This is a genomic window from Streptococcus oralis subsp. oralis (assembly GCF_002096495.1).
GTDB lineage: Bacteria > Bacillota > Bacilli > Lactobacillales > Streptococcaceae > Streptococcus > Streptococcus oralis_CU.
The window spans coordinates 184,214-206,161 of record NZ_NCUO01000009.1 but is presented as its reverse complement, the minus strand read 5'-3'; the positions used below and the strand labels follow the sequence as shown (position 1 = coordinate 206,161).

The 21,948-nt window shown below is 43.0% G+C and carries 23 protein-coding genes; 19 read left to right on the top strand and 4 right to left on the bottom strand.

Annotated elements, in window-relative coordinates; genetic code table 11:
* The first annotated feature begins 297 nt into the window (after nt 1-297).
* The gene (locus B7717_RS02010) at nt 298-2,274 is read left to right on the top strand and encodes a CAP domain-containing protein (protein ID WP_084944086.1); all 1,977 of its coding nucleotides are present in this window, start codon (nt 298-300) and stop codon (nt 2,272-2,274) included.
* 121 nt (nt 2,275-2,395) lie between these two features.
* On the opposite strand, the gene B7717_RS02005 is transcribed toward B7717_RS02010, so the two are convergent.
* A complete protein-coding gene (locus tag B7717_RS02005) occupies nt 2,396-2,848 on the bottom strand; it encodes a universal stress protein (RefSeq protein ID WP_000079162.1) in 453 nt (150 codons plus the stop codon).
* Nucleotides 2,849-3,012: 164 nt separating this feature from the next.
* Here B7717_RS02005 and B7717_RS02000 point away from each other — a divergent pair, with 164 nt between their 5' ends.
* The 3 genes from B7717_RS02000 (at nt 3,013) to rpmH (ending at nt 4,949) form a co-directional block, all read left to right on the top strand.
* The gene (locus B7717_RS02000; RefSeq protein WP_042768287.1) at nt 3,013-3,312 is read left to right on the top strand and encodes a hypothetical protein; all 300 of its coding nucleotides are present in this window, start codon (nt 3,013-3,015) and stop codon (nt 3,310-3,312) included.
* Nucleotides 3,313-3,455: 143 nt separating this feature from the next.
* The gene (locus tag B7717_RS01995) at nt 3,456-4,670 is read left to right on the top strand and encodes a pyridoxal phosphate-dependent aminotransferase (protein WP_000666454.1); all 1,215 of its coding nucleotides are present in this window, start codon (nt 3,456-3,458) and stop codon (nt 4,668-4,670) included.
* Between the two features lie 144 nt (nt 4,671-4,814).
* On the top strand, nt 4,815-4,949 hold the full coding sequence (gene rpmH / locus B7717_RS01990; protein WP_000831905.1) for a 50S ribosomal protein L34: 135 nt from the start codon (nt 4,815-4,817) through the stop codon (nt 4,947-4,949).
* A 181-nt stretch (nt 4,950-5,130) separates the two neighbouring features.
* On the opposite strand, the gene B7717_RS01985 is transcribed toward rpmH, so the two are convergent.
* Entirely contained in the window at nt 5,131-6,975 is a 1,845-nt protein-coding gene (locus tag B7717_RS01985) for an APC family permease (protein WP_084944085.1), read from the bottom strand.
* A gap of 151 nt (nt 6,976-7,126) precedes the next feature.
* On the opposite strand from B7717_RS01985, the gene B7717_RS01980 reads away from it, so the two are divergent.
* From B7717_RS01980 to pflA, 12 genes are all read left to right on the top strand, one after another.
* A complete protein-coding gene (locus B7717_RS01980) occupies nt 7,127-7,903 on the top strand; it encodes a TatD family hydrolase (RefSeq protein WP_000575652.1) in 777 nt (258 codons plus the stop codon).
* Nucleotides 7,900-8,478 carry a ribonuclease M5 gene (gene rnmV, locus B7717_RS01975; protein ID WP_084880044.1) on the top strand — a complete coding sequence of 193 codons (579 nt, stop codon included), beginning with the start codon at nt 7,900-7,902 and terminating at the stop codon, nt 8,476-8,478. Before B7717_RS01980 ends, rnmV begins: the two co-directional genes overlap by 4 nt.
* Complete coding sequence (locus B7717_RS01970; RefSeq protein WP_000832168.1) at nt 8,475-9,329, top strand: SDR family NAD(P)-dependent oxidoreductase; 855 nt, start codon at nt 8,475-8,477, stop codon at nt 9,327-9,329. Before rnmV ends, B7717_RS01970 begins: the two co-directional genes overlap by 4 nt.
* 186 nt (nt 9,330-9,515) lie before the next feature.
* On the top strand, nt 9,516-10,388 hold the full coding sequence (rsmA, locus tag B7717_RS01965) for a 16S rRNA (adenine(1518)-N(6)/adenine(1519)-N(6))-dimethyltransferase RsmA (RefSeq protein WP_084880046.1): 873 nt from the start codon (nt 9,516-9,518) through the stop codon (nt 10,386-10,388).
* Nucleotide 10,389: 1 nt separating this feature from the next.
* Entirely contained in the window at nt 10,390-11,268 is an 879-nt protein-coding gene (gene rsgA / locus B7717_RS01960; RefSeq protein ID WP_084880047.1) for a ribosome small subunit-dependent GTPase A, read from the top strand.
* 10 nt (nt 11,269-11,278) lie between these two features.
* Nucleotides 11,279-11,935, top strand: coding sequence for a ribulose-phosphate 3-epimerase (gene rpe / locus B7717_RS01955; protein WP_084880049.1), 657 nt, complete (start codon nt 11,279-11,281; stop codon nt 11,933-11,935).
* A complete protein-coding gene (locus B7717_RS01950; RefSeq protein ID WP_084880050.1) occupies nt 11,898-12,560 on the top strand; it encodes a thiamine diphosphokinase in 663 nt (220 codons plus the stop codon). The genes rpe and B7717_RS01950 overlap by 38 nt, the downstream gene beginning before the upstream one ends.
* 1 nt (nt 12,561) lies before the next feature.
* Nucleotides 12,562-13,818: a DNA recombination protein RmuC gene (gene rmuC, locus B7717_RS01945; RefSeq protein ID WP_162285015.1), complete on the top strand. Its 1,257-nt coding sequence runs from the start codon at nt 12,562-12,564 to the stop codon at nt 13,816-13,818.
* Nucleotides 13,808-14,749 (top strand): 3'-5' exoribonuclease YhaM family protein, encoded by a 942-nt coding sequence (locus B7717_RS01940; RefSeq protein WP_084877567.1) that lies wholly within the window; start codon nt 13,808-13,810, stop codon nt 14,747-14,749. Before rmuC ends, B7717_RS01940 begins: the two co-directional genes overlap by 11 nt.
* A gap of 104 nt (nt 14,750-14,853) precedes the next feature.
* Nucleotides 14,854-15,681, top strand: coding sequence for a pur operon repressor (purR, locus tag B7717_RS01935; RefSeq protein WP_002874197.1), 828 nt, complete (start codon nt 14,854-14,856; stop codon nt 15,679-15,681).
* A gap of 66 nt (nt 15,682-15,747) precedes the next feature.
* Entirely contained in the window at nt 15,748-17,004 is a 1,257-nt protein-coding gene (locus B7717_RS01930; RefSeq protein WP_084944084.1) for a diaminopimelate decarboxylase, read from the top strand.
* Between the two features lie 120 nt (nt 17,005-17,124).
* Nucleotides 17,125-17,919 carry a pyruvate formate-lyase-activating protein gene (pflA, locus tag B7717_RS01925; RefSeq protein WP_001288281.1) on the top strand — a complete coding sequence of 265 codons (795 nt, stop codon included), beginning with the start codon at nt 17,125-17,127 and terminating at the stop codon, nt 17,917-17,919.
* Between the two features lie 71 nt (nt 17,920-17,990).
* Here the strand turns inward: pflA and yidC are convergent, their stop codons facing one another.
* Nucleotides 17,991-18,920: a membrane protein insertase YidC gene (gene yidC / locus B7717_RS01920; RefSeq protein WP_049479479.1), complete on the bottom strand. Its 930-nt coding sequence runs from the start codon at nt 18,918-18,920 to the stop codon at nt 17,991-17,993.
* 77 nt (nt 18,921-18,997) lie between these two features.
* Nucleotides 18,998-19,276, bottom strand: a complete 279-nt coding sequence (locus tag B7717_RS01915) for an acylphosphatase (protein ID WP_001174609.1) — start codon at nt 19,274-19,276, stop codon at nt 18,998-19,000.
* Between the two features lie 33 nt (nt 19,277-19,309).
* On the opposite strand from B7717_RS01915, the gene B7717_RS01910 reads away from it, so the two are divergent.
* The 3 genes from B7717_RS01910 (at nt 19,310) to asnA (ending at nt 21,890) form a co-directional block, all read left to right on the top strand.
* Nucleotides 19,310-20,050 (top strand): TrmH family RNA methyltransferase, encoded by a 741-nt coding sequence (locus B7717_RS01910; RefSeq protein ID WP_008289068.1) that lies wholly within the window; start codon nt 19,310-19,312, stop codon nt 20,048-20,050.
* 54 nt (nt 20,051-20,104) lie between these two features.
* Nucleotides 20,105-20,788: a Bax inhibitor-1/YccA family protein gene (locus B7717_RS01905; RefSeq protein WP_001076860.1), complete on the top strand. Its 684-nt coding sequence runs from the start codon at nt 20,105-20,107 to the stop codon at nt 20,786-20,788.
* 109 nt (nt 20,789-20,897) lie between these two features.
* Entirely contained in the window at nt 20,898-21,890 is a 993-nt protein-coding gene (gene asnA / locus B7717_RS01900) for an aspartate--ammonia ligase (RefSeq protein ID WP_000747998.1), read from the top strand.
* The last annotated feature ends 58 nt before the right edge of the window (nt 21,891-21,948 follow it).

Sequence of the window (21,948 nt, the reverse complement as noted above, 5' to 3'; positions counted from 1 at the left end):
TATCTAGCTTTTCTTTTAAAAAAACATCAAAAAAAAGACAAGTCAAATTATTTGATATTTGAAAGTTGATGTGTTAGAATAAATTCAGAAAGCGAATAAATATAAAATCCTCATGCTGCTATAATATGCTCTTTTTAAAGACAGAAAGTCAACTTGTTTATTTCAGGCCTGTTAACAAGCTGATGTGAAGAATTCACTCTAGTTTTGAGGTTTAGTTATAAAATTGTGCACAATTGCTTTCCAAATTTTTATTATTTTAATTTTCAAGTTTAAAAATTAAAGAATTAAGAGGTTGAAATGAAGAAAAAATATACCTATTTGACAGCTTCTGTTTTAACAGCTGTAACAATGCTTCCAACTTTTGCACCAAGTGAAGCTCACGCTGCTTACAATTGGAATGGAAATAATAGTTACTATACAAGAACTAGCCGCCGTTCAAGCAATCGTACTTCTAACCGTACTACTGCAAATCGTAGTCGCACATCAAACTATACTGTAAGAAGTTATGGCTACAACAGTTATTACCCAAGCTATAACTATGGCTACAACAGTTATTACCCAAGCTATAACTATGGATATGGTAGCTATTACCCAAGTTACAACTACGGTTACAATAATTGGAGTAACTACTATGGCTATGACAACAGTAGCAACTACTATGGTTATAACTATTGGAATAATTACAACAACCTTGCTAGCGATGAAAACTATATTTACTGGAATGGCAATCACTACTACCGTATGAACGACGGTAGCTACCGTATTTATCGTAACGGTCAGTGGAAACCTTTGACAAACAATAGTAATAACAACTCATCTACTAACAACTTGGAAAACGACCCACACTATCGTTATGAAAATGGTTACCATTACTATGTATTGGACAATGGTGATTATTACTACTACCAAAATGGTAAGTGGGTATTGGTGAAAGATTCTGCTGATACAACACCAGCACAACCGGCAACACCTGCTGAACCAAAACCAGCACAACCAACAACTCCGGTTGAGCCAGCACAACCAAGCCAACCTGAAGTTCCTGCTCCAACGCCAGCAGAACCAGAGACTCCAACACCAGCTCCTAGTGATAAACCTGAAGAGCCAACAACACCAGCTGAGCCAAAACCAGAACAACCAGCAACTCCAAGTGTTGACCTACCAGAAAATCCACCAATTAATGGTGCTGATAGTGAATTTGATCCATTCAAGCCATCAACAGAAACGCCAGCAGAACCAAAACCAGAAACACCAGCAACTCCAGCTATCCCAACAACACCAGGTTTGGTAACGACTGATGAACCAAGTGAAAACCAAATCCCTGATTATGTTGAAAAACCAGCTGAAGGATTGGAACACTTGGCTTGGGCACCAAATGGACAAACTCCAAAATTGGTTTACCCACCAGGTAAACCAGGTGATGCAGTCCTCAAGAATGATAAAAACTACTACTTCGACGGTAGTGTACATTACTACTATGTACCATCTAACTCAGAGCGTACAGGTTACTCAGCATACTGGAAGTGGCTTGGAGGAAAATGGAAACTTCAAGGGATGACTGATCCAAACGATCCAGCTCGTGATCCAAAACTTCACGAAAACACTGCTGATGACGAGTACATGTACAGTGACAAGAACTCAAGTGTGAAACTTTACTCAACTAACTTGGTAACGACTGCTAAAGCAGGTCAAGCATTGCCATTCAAGAATGTTGAAGAGTTCAAAAACTATGTCATCGAAAAAATGAATCCTAAGTTCCTTGATAACTCTGGTTGGGATGCTAAAGTTGAGTGGGAAATCGAAGATCCAGAAATCTTTGAGAAGACTAAAGAAAACCCATACGCTAAGGACTATGTCTTGATTGCAAATCTCAAGAGTGGTGTCGAAGACAAGAAATACAGTGATGTAGAATTTGGTTATGTGAAGTTTGTTTACCGTGTTGAAGCAACAAACGATACAAACTATGACTATGTTTCAAAAGCGAAAGAAGCTTTCGCTAAAATCAATGAGACTCGTAAAGCTCAAGGATTGAAAGAATTGACTTGGTCTGAAGACATTTATCAAAATCAAGCACTTCCAAAAGTAAATGAAATTTCACGTCAATACGATAGCACAGGCTTTGTAGGACGTCGTGATGAAGATGCTGCTGTTGTCGTTAAGAAATGGGCAAACAGTGGTTTGAGAGACTTGCTTCTCGATCCGAATGTCACTGAAGGAGCTGTAGCAGCAGTAGTTGATGGAAACGGTGTATACTACTGGGCATACAGTTACAAATAATTCAATCTTTTGAGATTGACTACTTTCTAAATAAGATAGAGGCTTTAAACAATTGATTAAAGCCTTTTTGTGACCCAATCAGGACAAACAAAAAGGAGCTCAAGGCTCCCTTTTTTAATGATTACAATGTTTTTTCACTTTCTCTCACGACCAGCAAATCGACTTTTGCATGGCGGAGAATGTACTCAGATGAAGAGCCAACCAAGAGGCGTTCAAAGGCATTGAGCCCTGTTGCACCAACGAGAATCAGATCAACATTTTCTGCGTCTGGAATAGTACGGGCAAGGAGGGTTTTTGGATTTCCCATTTCGATGACGATGTGAATATCGGTCACACCAGCATCTCTTGCGCGCTTTTCGTACTCCTTCATCAGACTTTCAGCATCGACTTGGAGTTCTTCGTAAACTTCAGCATCAAAGGTAGATACGCTTTGAAGAGCGCGTGTGTCAATAACATGGGCAATGGTGAGCTTGGATTCGTTGCGTAGAGCAGTGTAAACACCTTTGACGAAAGCCAAGTCCGCTTCTTTAGAACCATCAATTGCGACCATAACATTTTGGTAACGTTGTGCCATAATGAAACCTCCTGAAATTTTCTTACTGTTATTGTAACCCTTTTCACTAAAGAAGTAAAGTAAAAATCATTTTTAAATAAATATTATCGGAGATTTGATTTGGTAGAGATATGTTAAAATAAAAGAAAACAAGATAGTAGGAAACACAGTGGGGGAGAGAAAGTATGAAAGATTCTGTTCAAGCTTCTAAAAAAACAAGTTTTCTTTATCATGGAATTATCCTTGCGTCACTTGTAGTGGAAGTAGTGATGCTTTGGCAGCTGGAAAGAGTCGTACCCGTTCTCTATCCAGGTTTTGTTGCTTTTCTTCTCTTTCACTTAGTCTACCACATCATTTTATTTGTGATTGCAAAGAGAAGTGGTCGCTTGGACTATTTGGTCACGTGGGGGCTCTTTCTCATGTTTAATCTTTTGTATGATTCCTTTTTAGCGCTGATCTTTCTAGGTCTGTCTTTTGGTATGTGAGAAAATACTTCTGCATTCTAGTTGTTTAGACAGTGAGAACCCAGTCGTTATGAGTTTTTTCTTTGCTTGCTCATTTCAGGAAACTTGTCGCAATCCCTTTCTAGTGGTATAATGTTACTATCTCTATGAATTGAGGAAACAAGATGAAAGAATATAACAAGTCTAGTAAGTTAGAGCATGTTGCCTATGATATCCGTGGCCCTGTTTTGGAAGAAGCTATGCGGATGCGAGCAAACGGAGAAAAGATTTTACGTCTGAATACAGGGAATCCAGCAGAATTTGGATTCACAGCGCCAGATGAGGTCATTCATGACTTGATTATGAATGCGCGTGATAGTGAGGGGTATTCTGACTCCAAAGGGATTTTCTCAGCCCGTAAGGCCATTATGCAGTATTGCCAACTAAAGAAATTCCCCAATGTGGATATTGATGATATCTACCTTGGAAATGGTGTCAGTGAGCTGATTGTTATGTCCATGCAAGGGCTTTTGGATAATGGCGATGAGGTCTTGGTACCTATGCCAGACTACCCTCTCTGGACAGCCGCGGTCAGCCTAGCTGGGGGAAATGCCGTTCACTATATCTGTGATGAAGCTGCAGAATGGTACCCAGATATTGACGATATCAAGTCAAAAATTACTTCCAATACTAAGGCAATCGTTCTTATCAATCCAAATAACCCAACTGGAGCCCTTTATCCTAAGGAACTCTTGTTGGAGATTATTGAGATTGCTCGTCAGAATGATTTGATCATCTTTGCGGACGAAATCTATGACCGCATGGTAATGGATGGACATGTGCATACGCCTGTGGCGAGCTTGGCACCAGATGTCTTCTGTGTCAGCATGAATGGTCTGTCAAAATCTCACCGTATCGCTGGTTTTCGTGTAGGATGGATGGTCTTGTCTGGTCCTAAGCACCATGTCAAGGGCTATATCGAAGGGCTCAATATGCTGTCCAATATGCGTCTTTGCTCTAACGTTTTGGCCCAGCAAGTCGTACAAACATCACTAGGTGGGCACCAGTCAGTGGATGAATTGCTCCTCCCTGGTGGACGAATTTACGAGCAAAGAAACTTCATTTACAATGCTATCCAAGATATCCCAGGTTTGTCTGCAGTCAAGCCGAAGGCGGGTCTTTATATCTTCCCTAAAATTGACCGCAATATGTACCGCATCGATGATGATGAACAGTTCGTTCTTGATTTCTTGAAGCAGGAAAAGGTTCTCTTGGTTCATGGTCGTGGTTTTAACTGGAAGGAACCAGACCATTTCCGTATCGTTTACCTTCCTCGTGTGGACGAATTAGCGCAAATCCAAGAAAAGATGACACGTTTCTTGAGTCAGTATCGTAGATAAGGCTTTCATAGGGAAAAGCAGGAAACATTTACTTAGAGCTATTGACAAATAGGTAAGAATCAGATAGAATAGTAAAGTATGTTTAGTAACTGATCACTTTATAGCCGGCTAAACGAATACAAAATCTATGAGGAGGTATTCATCGTGAAACGTACTTATCAACCAAGTAAACTTCGTCGTGCGCGCAAACACGGATTCCGTAACCGTATGTCAACTAAAAACGGTCGTCGCGTATTGGCAGCTCGTCGTCGTAAAGGACGCAAAGTTTTGGCTGCATAATCCAAACGAATTCAACAAAGAAGTCAGTAGGAACTCGAGTCTACTGGCTTTTCTTTTGATTTTAAAGAGTGCACTGCCCACGAAATCGCCGATTTCAAATGGAACTCATGGAGGGCTCATTTAAAAGATCACATACAAAAAACTCAAAACCAGATATAAGTTACTGATTTTGAGTTTTTGTTTATTCTTTTAAGTGATAAGAGTAGCTAGCGATAACGACGTCTTCATGCCATCTGAGAGCGTATTTTAGTTTGAGGCTCATTTGATTGTGCAGGATATTTTGCCAAGGCTTGTTAGGGATAAACTGTGGGACAAGGACTGTAACGGTGTAGTTTTTTTGCTTAGCTTCTTGGGCGATTCGTTTGACATACTTAACGCTAGGGGTGATGATGTCGCGGTAGCTGGTATTGATATTCTTCAGAGTGATATTTGGGAAGTAATCGGCAAATTCCTGAAGAATTTCTTGGTCTTTTTCAGCCGTTTCTTTAGTAGAAATGTGCATGGCCAACACTTCGTCACCGATACTTTGAGCGTAGTTAATGGCTCCGACACTTACTCGAGTGACATTTCCTACTAGGACAAGGACAAGGTTGCCGTCATAAGTGCGCTTTTCAATTCCTTCGTAGAGTCGCAGTTGTTTTGCCACTTTTTGGTAATGGCTGTGAATGGACAAAAAGAGGAAGGTTAAAACTAGGATAATTGGGAAGAATGGCCAGATATCACCCAGTCTGAAGAGGAGTAAAATGAGGACAATAGCATAACAAATGATGGCTCCTAGGATATTAGCAAAGGCAGGTTTTAAGAAGTTTGCTCCTTTTTCCTTTTTCCAATGGCGAATCATCCCAGTCTGAGAAAGGGCAAAGGGAACGAAGACCCCGATAGTATAAAGAGGAATCAAGCGTTCAGTATTCCCGTTAAAAATGAGAAGAAGGATCATAGCTCCAAAAGCCAGAGTTAAGATACCGTTGGAGTAGCCAAGACGATCCCCTTTTTCCATAAAGAGATGGGGCATGTACTTGTTTTTAGCCATATTGTAAGCCAGCATAGGGAAGGCTGAAAAGCCAGTATTTGCTGCTACAGCTAGAATCAAGGCTGTTGAGAACTGGAAAAGATAGTAGCTAGCATGACCAAAGAATGAATCACCAAGAATGCCCTTGGCCATTTGCGAGAGGATGGTTTCTCCATTTTGAGGCGTGATGCCCATCCAGTAGTTTAGGAAGGTAATGCCTGCAAAAAGAAATCCTAAAATCAGCGACATGATGGTCAAGGTCTGAGCAGCATTCTTTTCTTTCGGAGTTTTGAAAAATGGTACCGCATTTGAAATAGCCTCAACCCCTGTCAGAGAGGCAGAACCACTGGTAAAGGCTCTCAATAGGAGAACGATGGAAAGGCTCGGAACAGTTTGTCCAATGGTTGAAGTCGCCTGATAGTTTAGGGAACCTGTAAACAGTTGAAAGACCCCATAAAGCAAGAGAAAGACGGTACTGAAGATAAAGAGGTAGACGGGAATCATCAGAGAGCTGGCAGATTCTTTCAATCCTCTTAAATTCAAGAGCATGAGCAGGCAGACTAGGAAAATAGAGATATGAAGATTGTAGGGATGGAGGGCAGGGATGGCTGCTGTAATAGCATCAGCTCCAGACGCAACGGATACGGCTACTGTCAGCATATAGTCAACAAGGAGGCTGCCTCCTGCAATCAAGCCCAGTTCAGGGGAGAGATTTTCCCGAGTGACCATATAAGCTCCTCCACCTTGAGGATAGGCGTGGATGATTTGACGATAGGAAATGGTCAAACTAGCGAGGAGTAAGAGGACAAAAATACCGATAGGGAGGCTCCACCAAATAGCGAGAGGAGAGAGACTAACTAAAACGAGAATGACTTGTTCAGGCCCATAGGCAATAGAAGACAGGGCGTCACTGGATAACATTGCAAGTGCCTGCATTTTTCCCAACAACCCTCCTTCGCCGTCTGTGAGAGACTTGAGTGGTCGACCGATAAAGGTATATTTTAATTTTCTAAACATTTTCTTTTCCTTTGCTGAAAATTTCAATAAGTGTTATTATACTGCTTTGAAAAAGAGCAGTCAAGGGAGAATGATTGGTATTAGAATATTTTTACAAGCCGAGGGATGCTATTTTTGGTATAATAGATGGAAGAAAATGAGGTTAGAAGAGATGATTTTTGATACGCACACACATTTAAATGTGGAAGAATTTACAGGCCGTGAGGCAGAAGAAATCGCCTTGGCTGCTGAGATGGGTGTGACGCGGATGAATATTGTTGGTTTTGACAAGCCAACCATTGAACGGGCCCTAGAGTTGGCAGATGGGTATGAGCAACTCTACGCAACTATTGGCTGGCATCCGACTGAAGCAGGGACATACACAGATGAGGTCGAAGCTTACTTGCTGGAAAAACTAAAACATCCAAAAGTTGTTGCCTTGGGGGAGATTGGTCTGGACTATCACTGGATGACAGCATCTAAGGAAGTACAGGAGCAGGTTTTTCGCCGTCAGATTCAGCTGTCCAAGGACTTGGATTTACCTTTTGTGGTCCATACCCGCGATGCGCTGGAAGATACTTATAAGATTATCAAGAGTGAGGGCGTCGGCCCTCGTGGTGGCATCATGCATTCATTTTCAGGTTCTCTGGAGTGGGCTGAGAAGTTTGTCGAGCTTGGTATGACGATTTCCTTCTCAGGAGTGGTGACTTTCAAGAAGGCGACAGATGTTCAGGAAGCAGCTAAAGAGTTACCTTTGGATAAGATTTTGGTAGAGACAGATGCCCCTTACTTGGCACCAGTTCCTAAACGTGGCCGTGAAAACAAAACAGCCTATACTCGCTATGTGATAGACTTTATTGCGGATTTGCGTGGGATGACGACTGAGGAGTTAGCCGCAGTAACAACTGCAAATGCAGAGCGTATTTTTGGATTGGAAAAACAATCATGAAAGAAAAAATTTCCCAAGTCATCGTAGTCGAAGGACGGGATGATACGGCCAATCTCAAACGTTACTTTGATGTAGAGACCTATGAGACACGAGGATCGGCAATCAATGATCAGGACATAGAGCGGATCCAACGCCTGCATGAATTGCATGGAGTGATTGTCTTTACAGATCCAGATTTTAACGGTGAGCGCATTCGTCGCATGATTATGACTGCCCTTCCGACAGTGCAGCATGCCTTTCTCAAACGTGATGAAGCGGTTCCCAAATCTAAGTCCAAGGGACGTTCTCTGGGAATTGAACACGCTAGCTATGAGGACCTGAAAACAGCGCTGGCTCAGGTGACAGAGCAATTTGAAAACGAGAACGAGTTTGACATCAGTCGTGGTGACTTGATTCGCCTAGGTTTCTTGGCGGGAGCAGACAGTCGTAGGCGCCGAGAGTATCTAGGCGAACAGCTCCGCATCGGCTATTCCAATGGAAAACAGCTGCTCAAGCGGTTGGAGTTGTTTGGAGTGACCTTGGCAGAAGTGGAAGAGGTGATAGCTAAGTATTCAGTCCAAGGGAGTCAGAAATGAAAAGAGTGATTATTACAGGTGGCAATAGTGGCATTGGTTATCAGGTTGCTAAACAGTTGGCTGAAAAAGGCTGGTCGGTAACTCTCTTTTGTAGACGGGAAGAAGCTGCGGAGCAAGCTTGTGAGGAAATTCGTCGACAGACAGGAAATCCACATGTAGATTATATCTTGGTTGATCTATCTGATATGAAGAGTGTCAGGGAAGCAGCGGAACAGTATATTCAAAAAGAAGACTTTCTAGACGTTCTAATTAACAATGCAGCTGACTTTGATTTGTCAGTTAAAAAGCCCATCCTGACTAAGGATGGTTTAGAAAAGCAATTTGCGACCAATGTTGCCGCCCCTTTCTTGCTTTCTATCTTGTTGAAAGGTTTGTTAGAAAAGTCTGAGAGTGGTCGGATTATTAATATTTCTTCTCAAGGGCTGATACTCTATCCTTTCATGAAACTTGATTTTGAAAATTTATCTGGTCAAAAACATTACAGTCCTGCTAAGACCTATTATCAAAATAAACTGGCCTTGTTGATGTTGTCACTTTATATGCGAGAACATTGGGAAGGTATCAAGGTTCAGGCAATCCGTGTGACCAATGTCAAAGTAGATATGCGTCGCTACAATCACCTCAGCGCTTTTATGAAAAATCTGTATAAAATTAAGTCAAAACTTTCGATTAGTCCTGAAGAAATGGCCAAAGTTTATACAGCTTTATCTACAGAAGATCGCTATGAAGGATTTTTGTATGACGAGAAATGCAAGGAAGTAAAAGCAAATGCACCTGCTTACGAAGAAGAGGAGCAAGAAAAACTCTATTCTTTGCTTGAGCACCTGACTTTCTCAAGAGACAATCCATAAAGGATGAGAAAAATAAATTTCATGGACTGCTTCAATAGTGGAAAGAAATTCAGATATTTAACTCTGTTTGGAGTGACCTTGGCCGAAGTGGAAGAAGTGATGGAAAGTTATGATAATAGCTAAGCACTCCCAAAATACCAGGGGAATGTGTTACAATAGAGGTAGTAACTATAGAAAAGAGAATAGATGAGAATTGCAGATTATAGCGTGACCAAGGCAGTGCTGGAGCGTCACGGTTTTACCTTTAAAAAGTCCTTCGGGCAAAATTTCCTGACGGATACCAATATCCTTCAAAAAATCGTGGATACGGCTGAAATTGATGATCAGGTTAATGTCATCGAAATCGGGCCAGGGATTGGTGCTTTGACAGAATTTTTGGCAGAGCGTGCGGCAGAGGTTATGGCCTTTGAGATTGACCACCGTTTGGTGCCAATTCTAGCGGATACCCTGCGTGATTTTGACAATGTGACAGTAGTCAACGAGGACATTCTCAAAGTTGACTTGATCCAGCATATCCAGAATTTCAAAAATCCTGACCTGCCAATCAAGGTAGTAGCCAATTTGCCCTACTATATCACAACGCCTATTCTCATGCATTTGATCGAGAGTGGCATTCCTTTTAGTGAGTTTGTCGTCATGATGCAGAAAGAAGTGGCGGATCGTATCTCCGCTCAACCCAATACCAAGGCTTACGGTAGTTTGTCGATTGCTGTCCAGTATTACATGACAGCCAAGGTTGCCTTTATCGTGCCTCGTACGGTCTTTGTGCCAGCGCCGAATGTTGACTCGGCTATCCTGAAAATGGTACGTCGTCCAGAACCAGCTGTAGCAGTGAAAGATGAGAACTTCTTCTTTAAGGTTTCCAAGGCTAGTTTCACCCATCGTCGTAAGACCTTATGGAACAACTTAACAGGCTACTTTGGGAAAACTGATGAAGTCAAGGATAAGCTGACCAAGGCTTTGGACCAAGCAGGCTTGTTACCATCTGTGCGTGGGGAAGCACTTAGCTTGGAAGAATTTGCTAGCCTTTCAGATGCGCTTAAAGGACAAGGACTCTAAGATGCAGGGACAAATTATTAAAGCCTTGGCAGGATTCTATTATGTAGAGAGTGATGGCCAAGTCTATCAGACACGTGCGCGTGGGAATTTCCGCAAAAAAGGTCATACACCCTACGTTGGGGATTGGGTAGATTTTTCTGCCGAGGAAAATTCCGAAGGTTATATCCTCAAGATTCACGAACGGAGAAACAGTCTGGTCCGTCCGCCCATTGTCAATATTGACCAAGCTGTGGTGATCATGTCCGTCAAGGAACCGGACTTCAACAGCAACTTGTTGGATCGTTTCTTGGTTCTTTTGGAACACAAGGGCATTCATCCTATTGTTTATATTTCTAAAATGGACTTGCTGGAAGATAGGGAAGAATTAAGTTTTTACCAACAAACCTATCGTGCCATTGGTTACGACTTTGTGACTAGTAAAGAAGAACTTTTGCCTTTGTTGACAGGAAAAGTGACGGTCTTTATGGGGCAGACAGGTGTTGGAAAATCAACCCTCCTCAATAAAATCGCACCAGATCTCAATCTTGAAACAGGAGAGATCTCAGACAGTCTGGGTCGCGGTCGTCATACCACTCGAGCTGTTAGTTTTTACAACCTCAATGGGGGTAAAATCGCGGACACACCAGGCTTTTCATCACTGGATTATGAAGTGTCAACGGCTGAAGACCTCAATCAGGCCTTTCCAGAGATTGCTAGTATCAGTCGAGATTGCAAGTTCCGTAGCTGTACCCATACCCATGAGCCGTCCTGTGCGGTCAAGCCGGCTGTCGAAGAGGGTATCATTGCAACCTTCCGTTTTGACAACTACCTGCAATTTCTCAGTGAAATTGAAAATCGCAGAGAAACCTACAAAAAAGTCAGCAAAAAAATTCCAAAATAAGGAGAAACCTATGTCTCAATACAAGATTGCTCCGTCAATTCTGGCAGCAGATTATGCCAACTTTGAATGTGAAATCAAACGCCTAGAAGCAACTGGTGCAGAATATGCCCATATCGATATCATGGATGGTCACTTTGTACCGCAAATCAGTTTTGGTGCAGGTGTGGTTGAAGCTCTTCGCCCTCATAGCAAGATGGTCTTTGACTGCCACTTGATGGTAGCAAATCCTGAACATCATCTAGAAGACTTTGCGCGTGCGGGAGCGGATATCATCAGTATCCATGTGGAAGCAACGCCTCATATCCATGGCGCCCTCCAAAAAATTCGCTCTCTCGGTGTTAAACCTTCTGTGGTTATCAATCCTGGGACACCTGTGGAGGCGATTAAGCATGTGCTACACTTAGTTGACCAAGTATTAGTCATGACAGTTAACCCTGGATTTGGCGGACAAGCTTTTCTGCCTGAAACCATGGATAAGGTTCGTGAGTTGGTTACCCTTCGTGAGGAAAAAAGTTTGAACTTTGAAATTGAAGTCGATGGCGGTATTGATGACCAGACCATTGCTCAAGCCAAAGAAGCTGGTGCTACCGTTTTTGTAGCAGGGTCTTATGTCTTTAAGGGAGATGTCAATGAACGAGTGCAAACTCTTAGAAAACAATTGGACTAGGGTTGCCGTTTTTGCCGGCGGAGATCGCGGTCATTATCGGACGGATTTTGATTGTTTTGTCGGTGTGGATCGCGGTTCGCTCTGGGTCTTGGAAGAAGATCTGCCTCTCACTCTAGCAGTTGGGGATTTTGATTCCGTGACTGCAGACGAACGTCAGTTGATTCAAAAATGTGCCCAACATTTTGTCCAAGCCCAGCCAGAAAAGGATGATACGGATCTGGAATTGGCTCTTTTAACCATCTTTGAGCAAAATCCCCAGGCTCAGGTGACTATTTTCGGTGCTCTTGGTGGTCGGATCGACCACATGCTGGCCAATGTCTTTCTGCCTAGCAATCCCAAGTTGGCACCCTATATGCGCCAGATAGCGATTGAGGATGGGCAAAATGTGATTGCCTATTGTCCAGAAGGAACCAGTCAGCTAGAACCCCGATCGGACTATGACTATCTAGCCTTTATGCCAGTTCGGGATAGCCAGCTGACTATTCTTGGTGCCAAGTACGAATTGACAGAGGAGAATTTTTTCTTTAAAAAAGTATACGCTTCTAACGAATATATAGATAGGGAAGTTTCGGTGACTTGCCCTGATGGCTATGTGGTTGTCTTGCATAGCAAGGACAGGAGGTAGGATGGAGACTGTATTACTACTATTATTAATTGCCAACCTAGCTGGACTCTTTCTCATTTGGCAAAGGCAAGATAAGCAAGACAAGTACCTAGCCAAGAGCTTGGAGGATCAGGCAGACAATCTTTCAGATCAACTGGATTACCGCTTTGAACAAGCCAGACAAGCCAGCCAGCTGGATCAAAAAGACTTGGAAGTGGCTGTCAGCGACCGTTTGCAAGAAGTGCGAATGGAGTTGCACCAAGGCCTGACGCAAGTCCGTCAAGAAATGACAGATAATCTGTTGCAAACTAGAGATAAGACTGACCAACGTCTCCAAGCCCTGCAAGAATCAAATGAGCAACGTTTAGAACAAATGCGCCAGACGGTCGAGGAAAAGCTAGAAAAGACCTTGCAGACGCGCTTGCAGGCTTCCTTCGAGACAGTTTCCAAACAACTGGAGTCTGTCAATCGTGGTCTTGGAGAGATGCAGACAGTTGCCCGCGATGTTGGTGCTCTTAACAAGGTTCTCTCTGGGACCAAGACGCGAGGGATTCTGGGTGAATTGCAACTGGGGCAAATCATCGAAGACATCATGACTCCTGCCCAGTACGAACGAGAATTTGCAACGGTTGAAAACTCTAGCGAGCGAGTAGAGTACGCCATCAAGTTACCTGGCCAAGGCGACCAGGAATATGTCTATTTGCCGATTGACTCCAAGTTTCCACTGGCGGATTACTACCGCCTAGAAGAAGCCTATGAAGCAGGCGATAAGGACGAAATCGAACGCTGTCGTAAGTCACTTTTAGCAAGCGTCAAGCGCTTTGCCAAGGATATCAAGAGCAAGTACATAGCGCCACCTCGGACGACCAATTTTGGAGTCTTGTTTGTTCCGACAGAAGGACTTTACTCAGAGATCGTCCGCAATCCGGTCTTCTTTGATGATTTGAGACGGGAGGAGCAGATTATTGTTGCTGGTCCAAGTACCCTATCAGCCCTGCTTAACTCTCTATCAGTTGGCTTCAAGACTCTCAATATCCAAAAGAGTGCCGACCATATCAGCAAGACTCTTGCCAGCGTCAAGACCGAGTTTGGCAAGTTTGGTGGCATTCTGGTCAAAGCACAAAAGCATCTCCAACATGCCTCTGGCAATATTGATGAATTATTAAACCGTCGTACCACAGCTATCGAGCGGACGCTCCGTCACATTGAATTATCAGAAGGTGAGCCTGCGCTTGATCTACTCCATTTCCAAGAAGATGAGGAAGAATATGAAGATTAGTCACATGAAAAAAGATGAGCTGTTTGAAGGTTTTTACCTGATTAAGTCAGCTGACCTAAGACAGACGCGTGCTGGGAAAAATTACCTAGCCTTTACCTTCCAAGACGATAGTGGCGAGATTGAAGGGAAACTCTGGGATGCCCAACCTCATAACGTTGAGACCTTTACCGCTGGGAAAGTCGTCCACATGCAGGGGCGTCGAGAAGTTTACAATAACACTCCTCAAGTCAATCAAATCACGCTTCGTTTACCTCAACCTGGGGAACCCAACGATCCAGCTGACTTCAAGGTTAAATCTCCAGTTGATGTCAAGGAAATCCGTGACTACATGTCGCAAATGATTTTCAAGATTGAAAATCCTGTCTGGCAGCGTATCGTTCGTAGTCTCTACACCAAGTATGATAAGGAATTCTACTCCTATCCAGCTGCCAAGACCAACCACCATGCCTTTGAAACGGGTTTGGCCTATCATACAGCAACCATGGTGCGCTTGGCAGATGCCATTAGTGAGATCTATCCTCAGCTCAACAAGAGCCTCCTCTATGCTGGGATTATGTTGCACGACTTGGCCAAGGTTATTGAGTTGACGGGACCAGACCAGACGGAGTATACAGTACGAGGCAATCTCCTTGGACATATCGCCCTCATCGATAGCGAAATTACCAAGACTGTCATGGAACTAGGCATCGATGATACTAGAGAAGAAGTGGTGCTACTGCGCCATGTCATCCTCAGTCACCATGGCTTACTGGAGTATGGAAGTCCAGTCCGTCCGCGCATTATGGAGGCAGAGATTATTCATATGATCGATAATCTCGATGCCAGCATGATGATGATGACAACAGCTCTTGCTTTGGTGGATAAAGGAGAAATGACCAATAAAATCTTCGCTATGGACAATCGTTCCTTCTATAAACCAGATTTAGATTAATGATTTAAGAAAAACGAGCATTTTTTACGCAATAATGTTCGTTTTTTTATGTGAATGTGGTATAATGGATAAAATATCAAAATTAAATGGAATGGTAAATAAAAATGAAATTAAGAAGAAGTGATCGGATGGTTGTCATTTCCAACTATTTGATTAATAATCCATACAAACTAACCAGTCTCAATACCTTTGCAGAAAAGTACGAATCTGCTAAATCATCGATTTCAGAGGACATCGTGATTATCAAGCGTGCCTTTGAGGAAATCGAAATCGGCCATATTCAGACTGTGACTGGAGCAGGTGGTGGCGTTATCTTTACACCATCAATCTCGAGTCATGAAGCCAAAGAAATGATCGCCGACTTGCGTGACAAACTTTCAGAAAGCGACCGTATCTTGCCAGGTGGCTACATCTACCTATCTGATTTGCTCAGTACACCTGCCATTTTGAAAAATATTGGGCGCATCATTGCCAAGAGCTTTATGGACCAAAAAATCGATGCCGTTATGACAGTAGCAACAAAAGGTGTGCCACTCGCAAATGCAGTTGCCAATGTCCTCAACGTTCCATTTGTCATTGTGCGCCGTGACTTGAAAATTACCGAAGGTTCAACGGTCAGCGTCAACTATGTTTCAGGTTCCAGCGGTGACCGCATTGAGAAAATGTTCCTTTCAAAACGCAGTCTCAAGGCAGGCAGTCGTGTCTTGATTGTGGATGACTTCTTGAAAGGCGGCGGAACTGTCAACGGGATGATTAGTCTCTTGCGTGAGTTTGATTCTGAACTAGCTGGTGTCGCAGTCTTTGCAGACAATGCCCAAGAAGAACGTGAAAAGCAGTTTGATTACAAGTCACTCTTGAAAGTAACCAATATTGATGTTAAGAACCAATCCATCGATGTTGAGATTGGAAATATCTTTGACGAAGACAAATAAGAGATAGAACTAAAGGTTGGAACGATTGTCCCAGCCTTTCTTTGCAAACAGAATAGAAGGATGCTTATGAAAACACCATTTATCAGCCGTGAAGATTTAGAAACAATTGTTGCAGAGTTCCCGACTCCCTTTCACTTGTATGATGAGAAGGGGATTCGTGAAAAAGCAAGAGCAGTCAACCAGGCCTTTTCTTGGAATAAGGGATTCAAAGAATATTTTGCCGTCAAGGCCACTCCAACCCCAGCCATCTTGAAAATCCTCCAAGAGGAAGGTTGTGGTGTGGACTGTTCTAGTTATGTGGAACTTTTGATGAGCCATAAACTGGATTTCCCCGGTTCTGAGATCATGTTCTCATCAAACAATACGCCAGACCAAGAGTACGCTTATGCGCGTGAATTGGGTGCAACTATTAACTTGGATGCCTTTGAAGATATTGAACATCTGGAGCGTGCAGCAGGTATTCCAGAAATCATCTCTTGTCGTTACAATCCTGGAGGCGTTTTTGAGCTAGGAACAGATATCATGGACAATCCTGGAGAAGCCAAGTTTGGCATGACCAAGGACCAGCTTTTTGAAGCCTTTGCAGTTTTAAAGGAAAAAGGAGCCAAGACATTTGGGATTCACTCTTTCCTAGCATCCAATACTGTCACCCATCTCTACTACCCAGAGTTGGCGCGTCAGCTTTTTGAATTGGCTGTTGAAATCAAGGAAAAGTTGGGTATTTCGTTAGACTTTATCAATCTTTCCGGCGGTATTGGTGTCAACTATCGTCCTGAGCAGGAGCCAAATGACATTGCTGTGATTGGTGAGGGAGTTCGTAAGGTTTATGAGGAAGTCCTTACGCCAGCAGGTCTTGGTCAGGTTAAAATTTTCACCGAATTGGGCCGCTTTATGTTAGCCCCTCACGGAGCTTTGGTCACAAGAGTCACTCATAAGAAAAAAACTTACCGTACCTATCTAGGTGTGGATGCTTCAGCAGTCAACCTCATGCGTCCAGCCATGTATGGGGCCTACCACCATATCACTAATCTTACTCATCCAGATGAACCTGTTGAGGTGGTAGACGTGGTCGGTTCACTCTGTGAAAACAATGATAAATTTGCAGTGAACCGCGAACTACCTCATACAGAAATCGGTGATTTGCTAGTGATTCATGATACAGGTGCACATGGATTCTCCATGGGTTACCAGTATAATGCCAAACTACGCTCGGCAGAAATCCTCTATACCGAAGAAGGCAAAGTCCGCCAAATCCGCCGTGCAGAGCGCCCTGAGGACTATTTCGCAACCTTATATGGTTTTGATTTTGAACCAGATCACTAAAAGGGAATGAAAATGAAAGTGAAAAACAGATTGCTTTCTAAAAAATAGACAAAAAACCTTGTTTTTCATCTCACTCGTGATATAATAAAACTATAAAACGGTTTCAAGGAAGGTGACGATATGTCTGAAGAAACAATTGACTATGGACAAGTGACAGGAATGGTGCATTCGACAGAGAGTTTTGGGGCGGTAGATGGCCCTGGGATTCGGTTTATTGTCTTTTTGCAGGGCTGTCACATGCGTTGCCAGTACTGCCATAACCCAGACACATGGGCTATGGAGACCAATAAATCACGCGAACGGACAGTAGACGATGTCTTGACAGAAGCCCTTCGCTACCGTGGTTTCTGGGGAGACAAGGGAGGAATCACTGTCAGTGGTGGAGAAGCCCTCTTACAGATTGATTTCCTAATTGCCCTCTTTACCAAGGCCAAGGAAAAAGGAATCCACTGTACCTTGGATACCTGTGCCCTTCCGTTCCGTAATAAACCACGTTATCTCGAAAAGTTTAATAAACTCATGGCGGTAACAGACTTGGTTCTTCTGGATATCAAGGAAATCAACGAAGAACAGCACAAGATTGTCACAAGCCAAACCAATAAAAACATCTTGGCCTGTGCCCAGTACCTATCAGATATCGGGAAGCCTGTTTGGATTCGCCACGTGCTGGTTCCAGGATTGACAGATAGAGATGAGGATTTGATCGAACTTGGTAAGTTTGTCAAGACCCTCAAAAATGTTGACAAGTTTGAAATCCTACCTTATCATACGATGGGAGAATTCAAGTGGCGTGAACTTGGGATTCCTTATTCGCTTGAAGGGGTCAAACCTCCAACAGCAGACCGTGTCAAGAATGCCAAGGAATTGATGGATACAGAAAGTTACCAAGATTACATGAAACGTGTTCATGGATAAAAAAGAAGCCTGATGGAGACATCGGGCTTTTGTGATGCAAAAAGACTTAGCCTCTCAGCTAAGCCTTTTTCTTATTTTCTAGAATGTTGTTTACCAGCATTGCGTTTTTTATGTTTCTTATTAGTCATGATCGCAGTTGCTTGGTTTGGAGTGACATCTTTGCGTCCGCCTCCAGTTGAAAATGAACTTGCTTTTGGTGGGTTTTTTGCAAATTCTTCACGAACTTTTTTGCGGAGTTTTGGACGAACAACATAGTTAACGATGAACTGTTGGAGAATCATCATGAAACCACCGACAACCCAGTAAAGCGTCACACTGGCTGGTGCGAAGAGGGAGAAGACGACAATCATGAGTGGACTCACGTAAATCATTCTTTTTAGTTGATCTCTTTGCATCTCGTCTTCTACTCCATGAAGTGAAAGAAGTGATTGGAGATAGTAGAGGATACCAGCGAAAGCGACAAGGAGCAGACTTGGTGAACCAAGATCGATACCCAAGAAGGTAGAGCTAGCTACCCCGTCAGTGTATTGGGCTGCAAAGTAGATAGCAGAGAAGAAAGGCATTTGAATGAGGATAGGGAAACATCCTACACCACCGAACATGCTAATGCCATGTTCTTTCTGAGCTGCAAAGAGAGCTTGTTGAGCCTCAAGTTTTTCTTCTTGAGTGGTTGCTTCTTTGAGACGTGTTTGATGTGGTTCAAGCACGTGTTTGAGGGCATTCATCTTTTCAGAGTGAAGCGTTGCCTTCCATGATTGGTAGATACCAAGTGGCAAGATAATCAAGCGCACGATGATGGTTACGATGATGATAGCCACACCAAAGCCTAGACCTTTATCAGTAGCGAAGTACTTGATAGCTTCAGCCATAGGTGCTCCGATGGTATTCCAAATCAATCCTGTAGGTTGTCCTGTGGCTTTGTCTACTTGGACACAGCCTGTCAAGACGAGTAGCATAGCCACTCCCATAGCAGAGAGGGCAAAACGTTTAATAGATTTCAATGTTTTCATTCCTTCTTTAAAAATTATACCTTTCTATTCTACTGTTTTTTTGTAAAATATACAATAGTTCTAGAGACCTAATTTGCGACTTTGAAGTCCGAATAGGATGAAAAGTTGCTCATTTGTACATCTAGATAGGTAACTTTTGAAAAAGGTGTCGGACCTTTTCGGATTTCTTGGATAAATTTTGCCATAGTGGCAGAGGAGTCTGCCTGAGCAAGAATTTCCACTGTGCCATCGTCGTTATTCCAGACACGACCAGTGATGCCACCGATTTCAAGAGCTAAAGTAACAACACCCCAACGAAAACCAACACCCTGCACCCTGCCTTGGGCAATCATTCTAACCTTTTGCATACCAAACCCCTTTGATTGTGTTATAATATTTCTATGACTATTATAACCTCAAAAGCCAATTCTGTGGTAAAAAATGCCAAGAAATTACATCAAAAAAAATATCGAAAGTCTGCTTATTTGATTGAAGGCTGGCACTTATTCGAAGAAGCTGTTCAAGCAGGAGTGACGATTGAAAAGGTCTTTGCCCTAGAAAGTTACCGAGATCAGCTAGTTGCTTTTCCTCAAACTATTTGGGTTTCAGAGGAGATTTTGCTAGATTTGGCAGATACGCAAACTCCTCAAGGCATTGTTGCAGTGATTCAAAAAGAAGAAGTGGGACTGCCTGATCTCCATCAGGGCAAGTATCTATTTTTAGAGGATGTTCAAGATCCTGGTAATGTGGGCACCATGATTCGGACGGCGGATGCGGCAGGTTTTACAGGGGTTATTGTTTCAGACAAGTCAGCAGATATATACAGTCTCAAGACCCTGCGTTCCATGCAAGGAAGTCATTTTCATTTGCCTATCTATCGTATGCCTCTTGTCAGCTTTGTAGAAGAGGCAAAGAAGAGCAATTTGCCCATTCTGGCAACGACCTTATCGAGAGAGTCAAAGGATTATCGTGAGCTTTCTTCACTAGAGAACTTTGTTTTAGTCATGGGAAATGAAGGGCAGGGGATTAGTTCTGTCATGGCTGAGAGTGCTGATCAGCTGGTTCATATTGGCATGAAAGGCCGAGCAGAAAGTCTCAACGTAGCAGTTGCAGCAGGAATTTTGATGTTTTATTTTAGCTAATTTATAAAATCTTTGTTATAATCAAGACATATTTATAGAAAAAGGAGAATCAGAATGAATCAAACGATTATTCAAGAACGTTCAGGTCTTAATCAATTTTACGCTAAGGTTTATGCTTTTGTGGGACTTGGGATTGGTCTATCGGCTCTCGTGTCAGCTTTGATGTTGACAGTCTTCCAAGCTCAATTGACTTACTTTTTAATGCATGGCCGTCTCTGGTTGATGATTGCAACTTTTGCAGAACTTGGTTTAGTCTTTGTTGCAAGTAGCATGGCTACAAAAAATAGCCCAGCAGCTCTCCCAGTATTTTTAGTTTATTCTGTTTTAAATGGCTTTACGCTCAGCTTTGTCGTAGCCCTCTATACACCTGGGACCGTCTTATCAGCCTTTGTATCCAGTGCCCTTCTCTTCTTTGTCATGGCGGCAATCGGAATTTTCACCAAGAAAGATTTGAGTGGAATGGGACGAGCTCTGATGGCTGCGCTTGTCGGGTTAATTATTGCCATGGTCGTTAACCTCTTTCTAGCCAATAGTTTCTTTGACTACATGATTAGTATTGCCATGGTCTTGGTTTTCTCAGGTTTGATTGCTTGGGACAACCAAAAGATTCGCTATGTTTATGAGCAGTCACGAGGGCAAGTAGCGACAGGATGGGTCATCTCAATGGCGCTCAGCATCTATCTAGACTTTATCAACCTCTTCCTTAGCATCTTACGAATCTTTGGTCGAAATGATTAATGAATGACAGAGTCAGTGTTCAAAAGAGCACTGACTTTTTCTTATTTACTCTTTTCTTTTCTTGGAAATAGGTGTATAATGCTTTTAACTAATTTTTGAGGAGCTGTTTATGAAGAAAAGTTTTATTCATCAACAAGAAGAAATTTCCTTTGTGAAGAACACTTTTACCCAGTATTTGAAAGATAAGTTAGAAGTTGTTGAAGTTCAAGGTCCTATCTTGAGCAAGGTCGGGGATGGGATGCAGGACAACCTATCAGGTGTCGAAAATCCAGTATCTGTCAAGGTTTTGCAGATTCCAGATGAAACCTATGAAGTCGTTCACTCACTTGCCAAATGGAAACGCCACACCTTGGCTCGTTTTGGTTTCGGTGAAGGTGAAGGTCTGTTTGTTCATATGAAGGCCCTTCGTCCAGACGAAGATTCGCTCGACGCGACCCACTCAGTTTATGTGGACCAGTGGGACTGGGAGAAGGTTATCCCAAACGGTCAACGCAATATCGCCTATCTCAAGGAAACTGTTGAGAAGATTTACAAGGCTATCCGTCTGACAGAGCTAGCCGTAGAAGCCCGCTACGATATCGAATCCATCTTGCCAAAACAAATCACCTTCATTCACACAGAAGAGTTGGTGGAACGCTATCCAGATCTAACACCGAAAGAGCGTGAAAATGCGATCTGTAAAGAGTTTGGTGCAGTCTTCTTGATTGGTATCGGTGGCGAGTTGCCTGATGGCAAACCTCATGACGGCCGCGCACCTGACTACGATGACTGGACAACAGAGTCTGAAAATGGCTACAAGGGGTTGAATGGCGATATTCTCGTTTGGAACGAATCTCTTGGTTGTGCCTTTGAACTTTCATCAATGGGGATTCGGGTAGATGAGGATACCCTTCGTCGCCAAGTGGCTCTTACAGGGGACGAAGATCGTCTTGAGCTGGAATGGCATAAAGCCTTGCTTAACGGCCTTTTCCCACTGACAATTGGTGGGGGTATCGGACAGTCTCGGATGGCCATGTTCCTTCTTCGTAAGAAACACATCGGAGAGGTTCAGACCAGTGTCTGGCCTCAAGAAGTCCGCGATACGTACGAAAATATTTTGTAGAGAATCGAACCGCAAGGTTCGGTTTTCTTTCTCTTTTTGCCTATAATTTGGTATAATA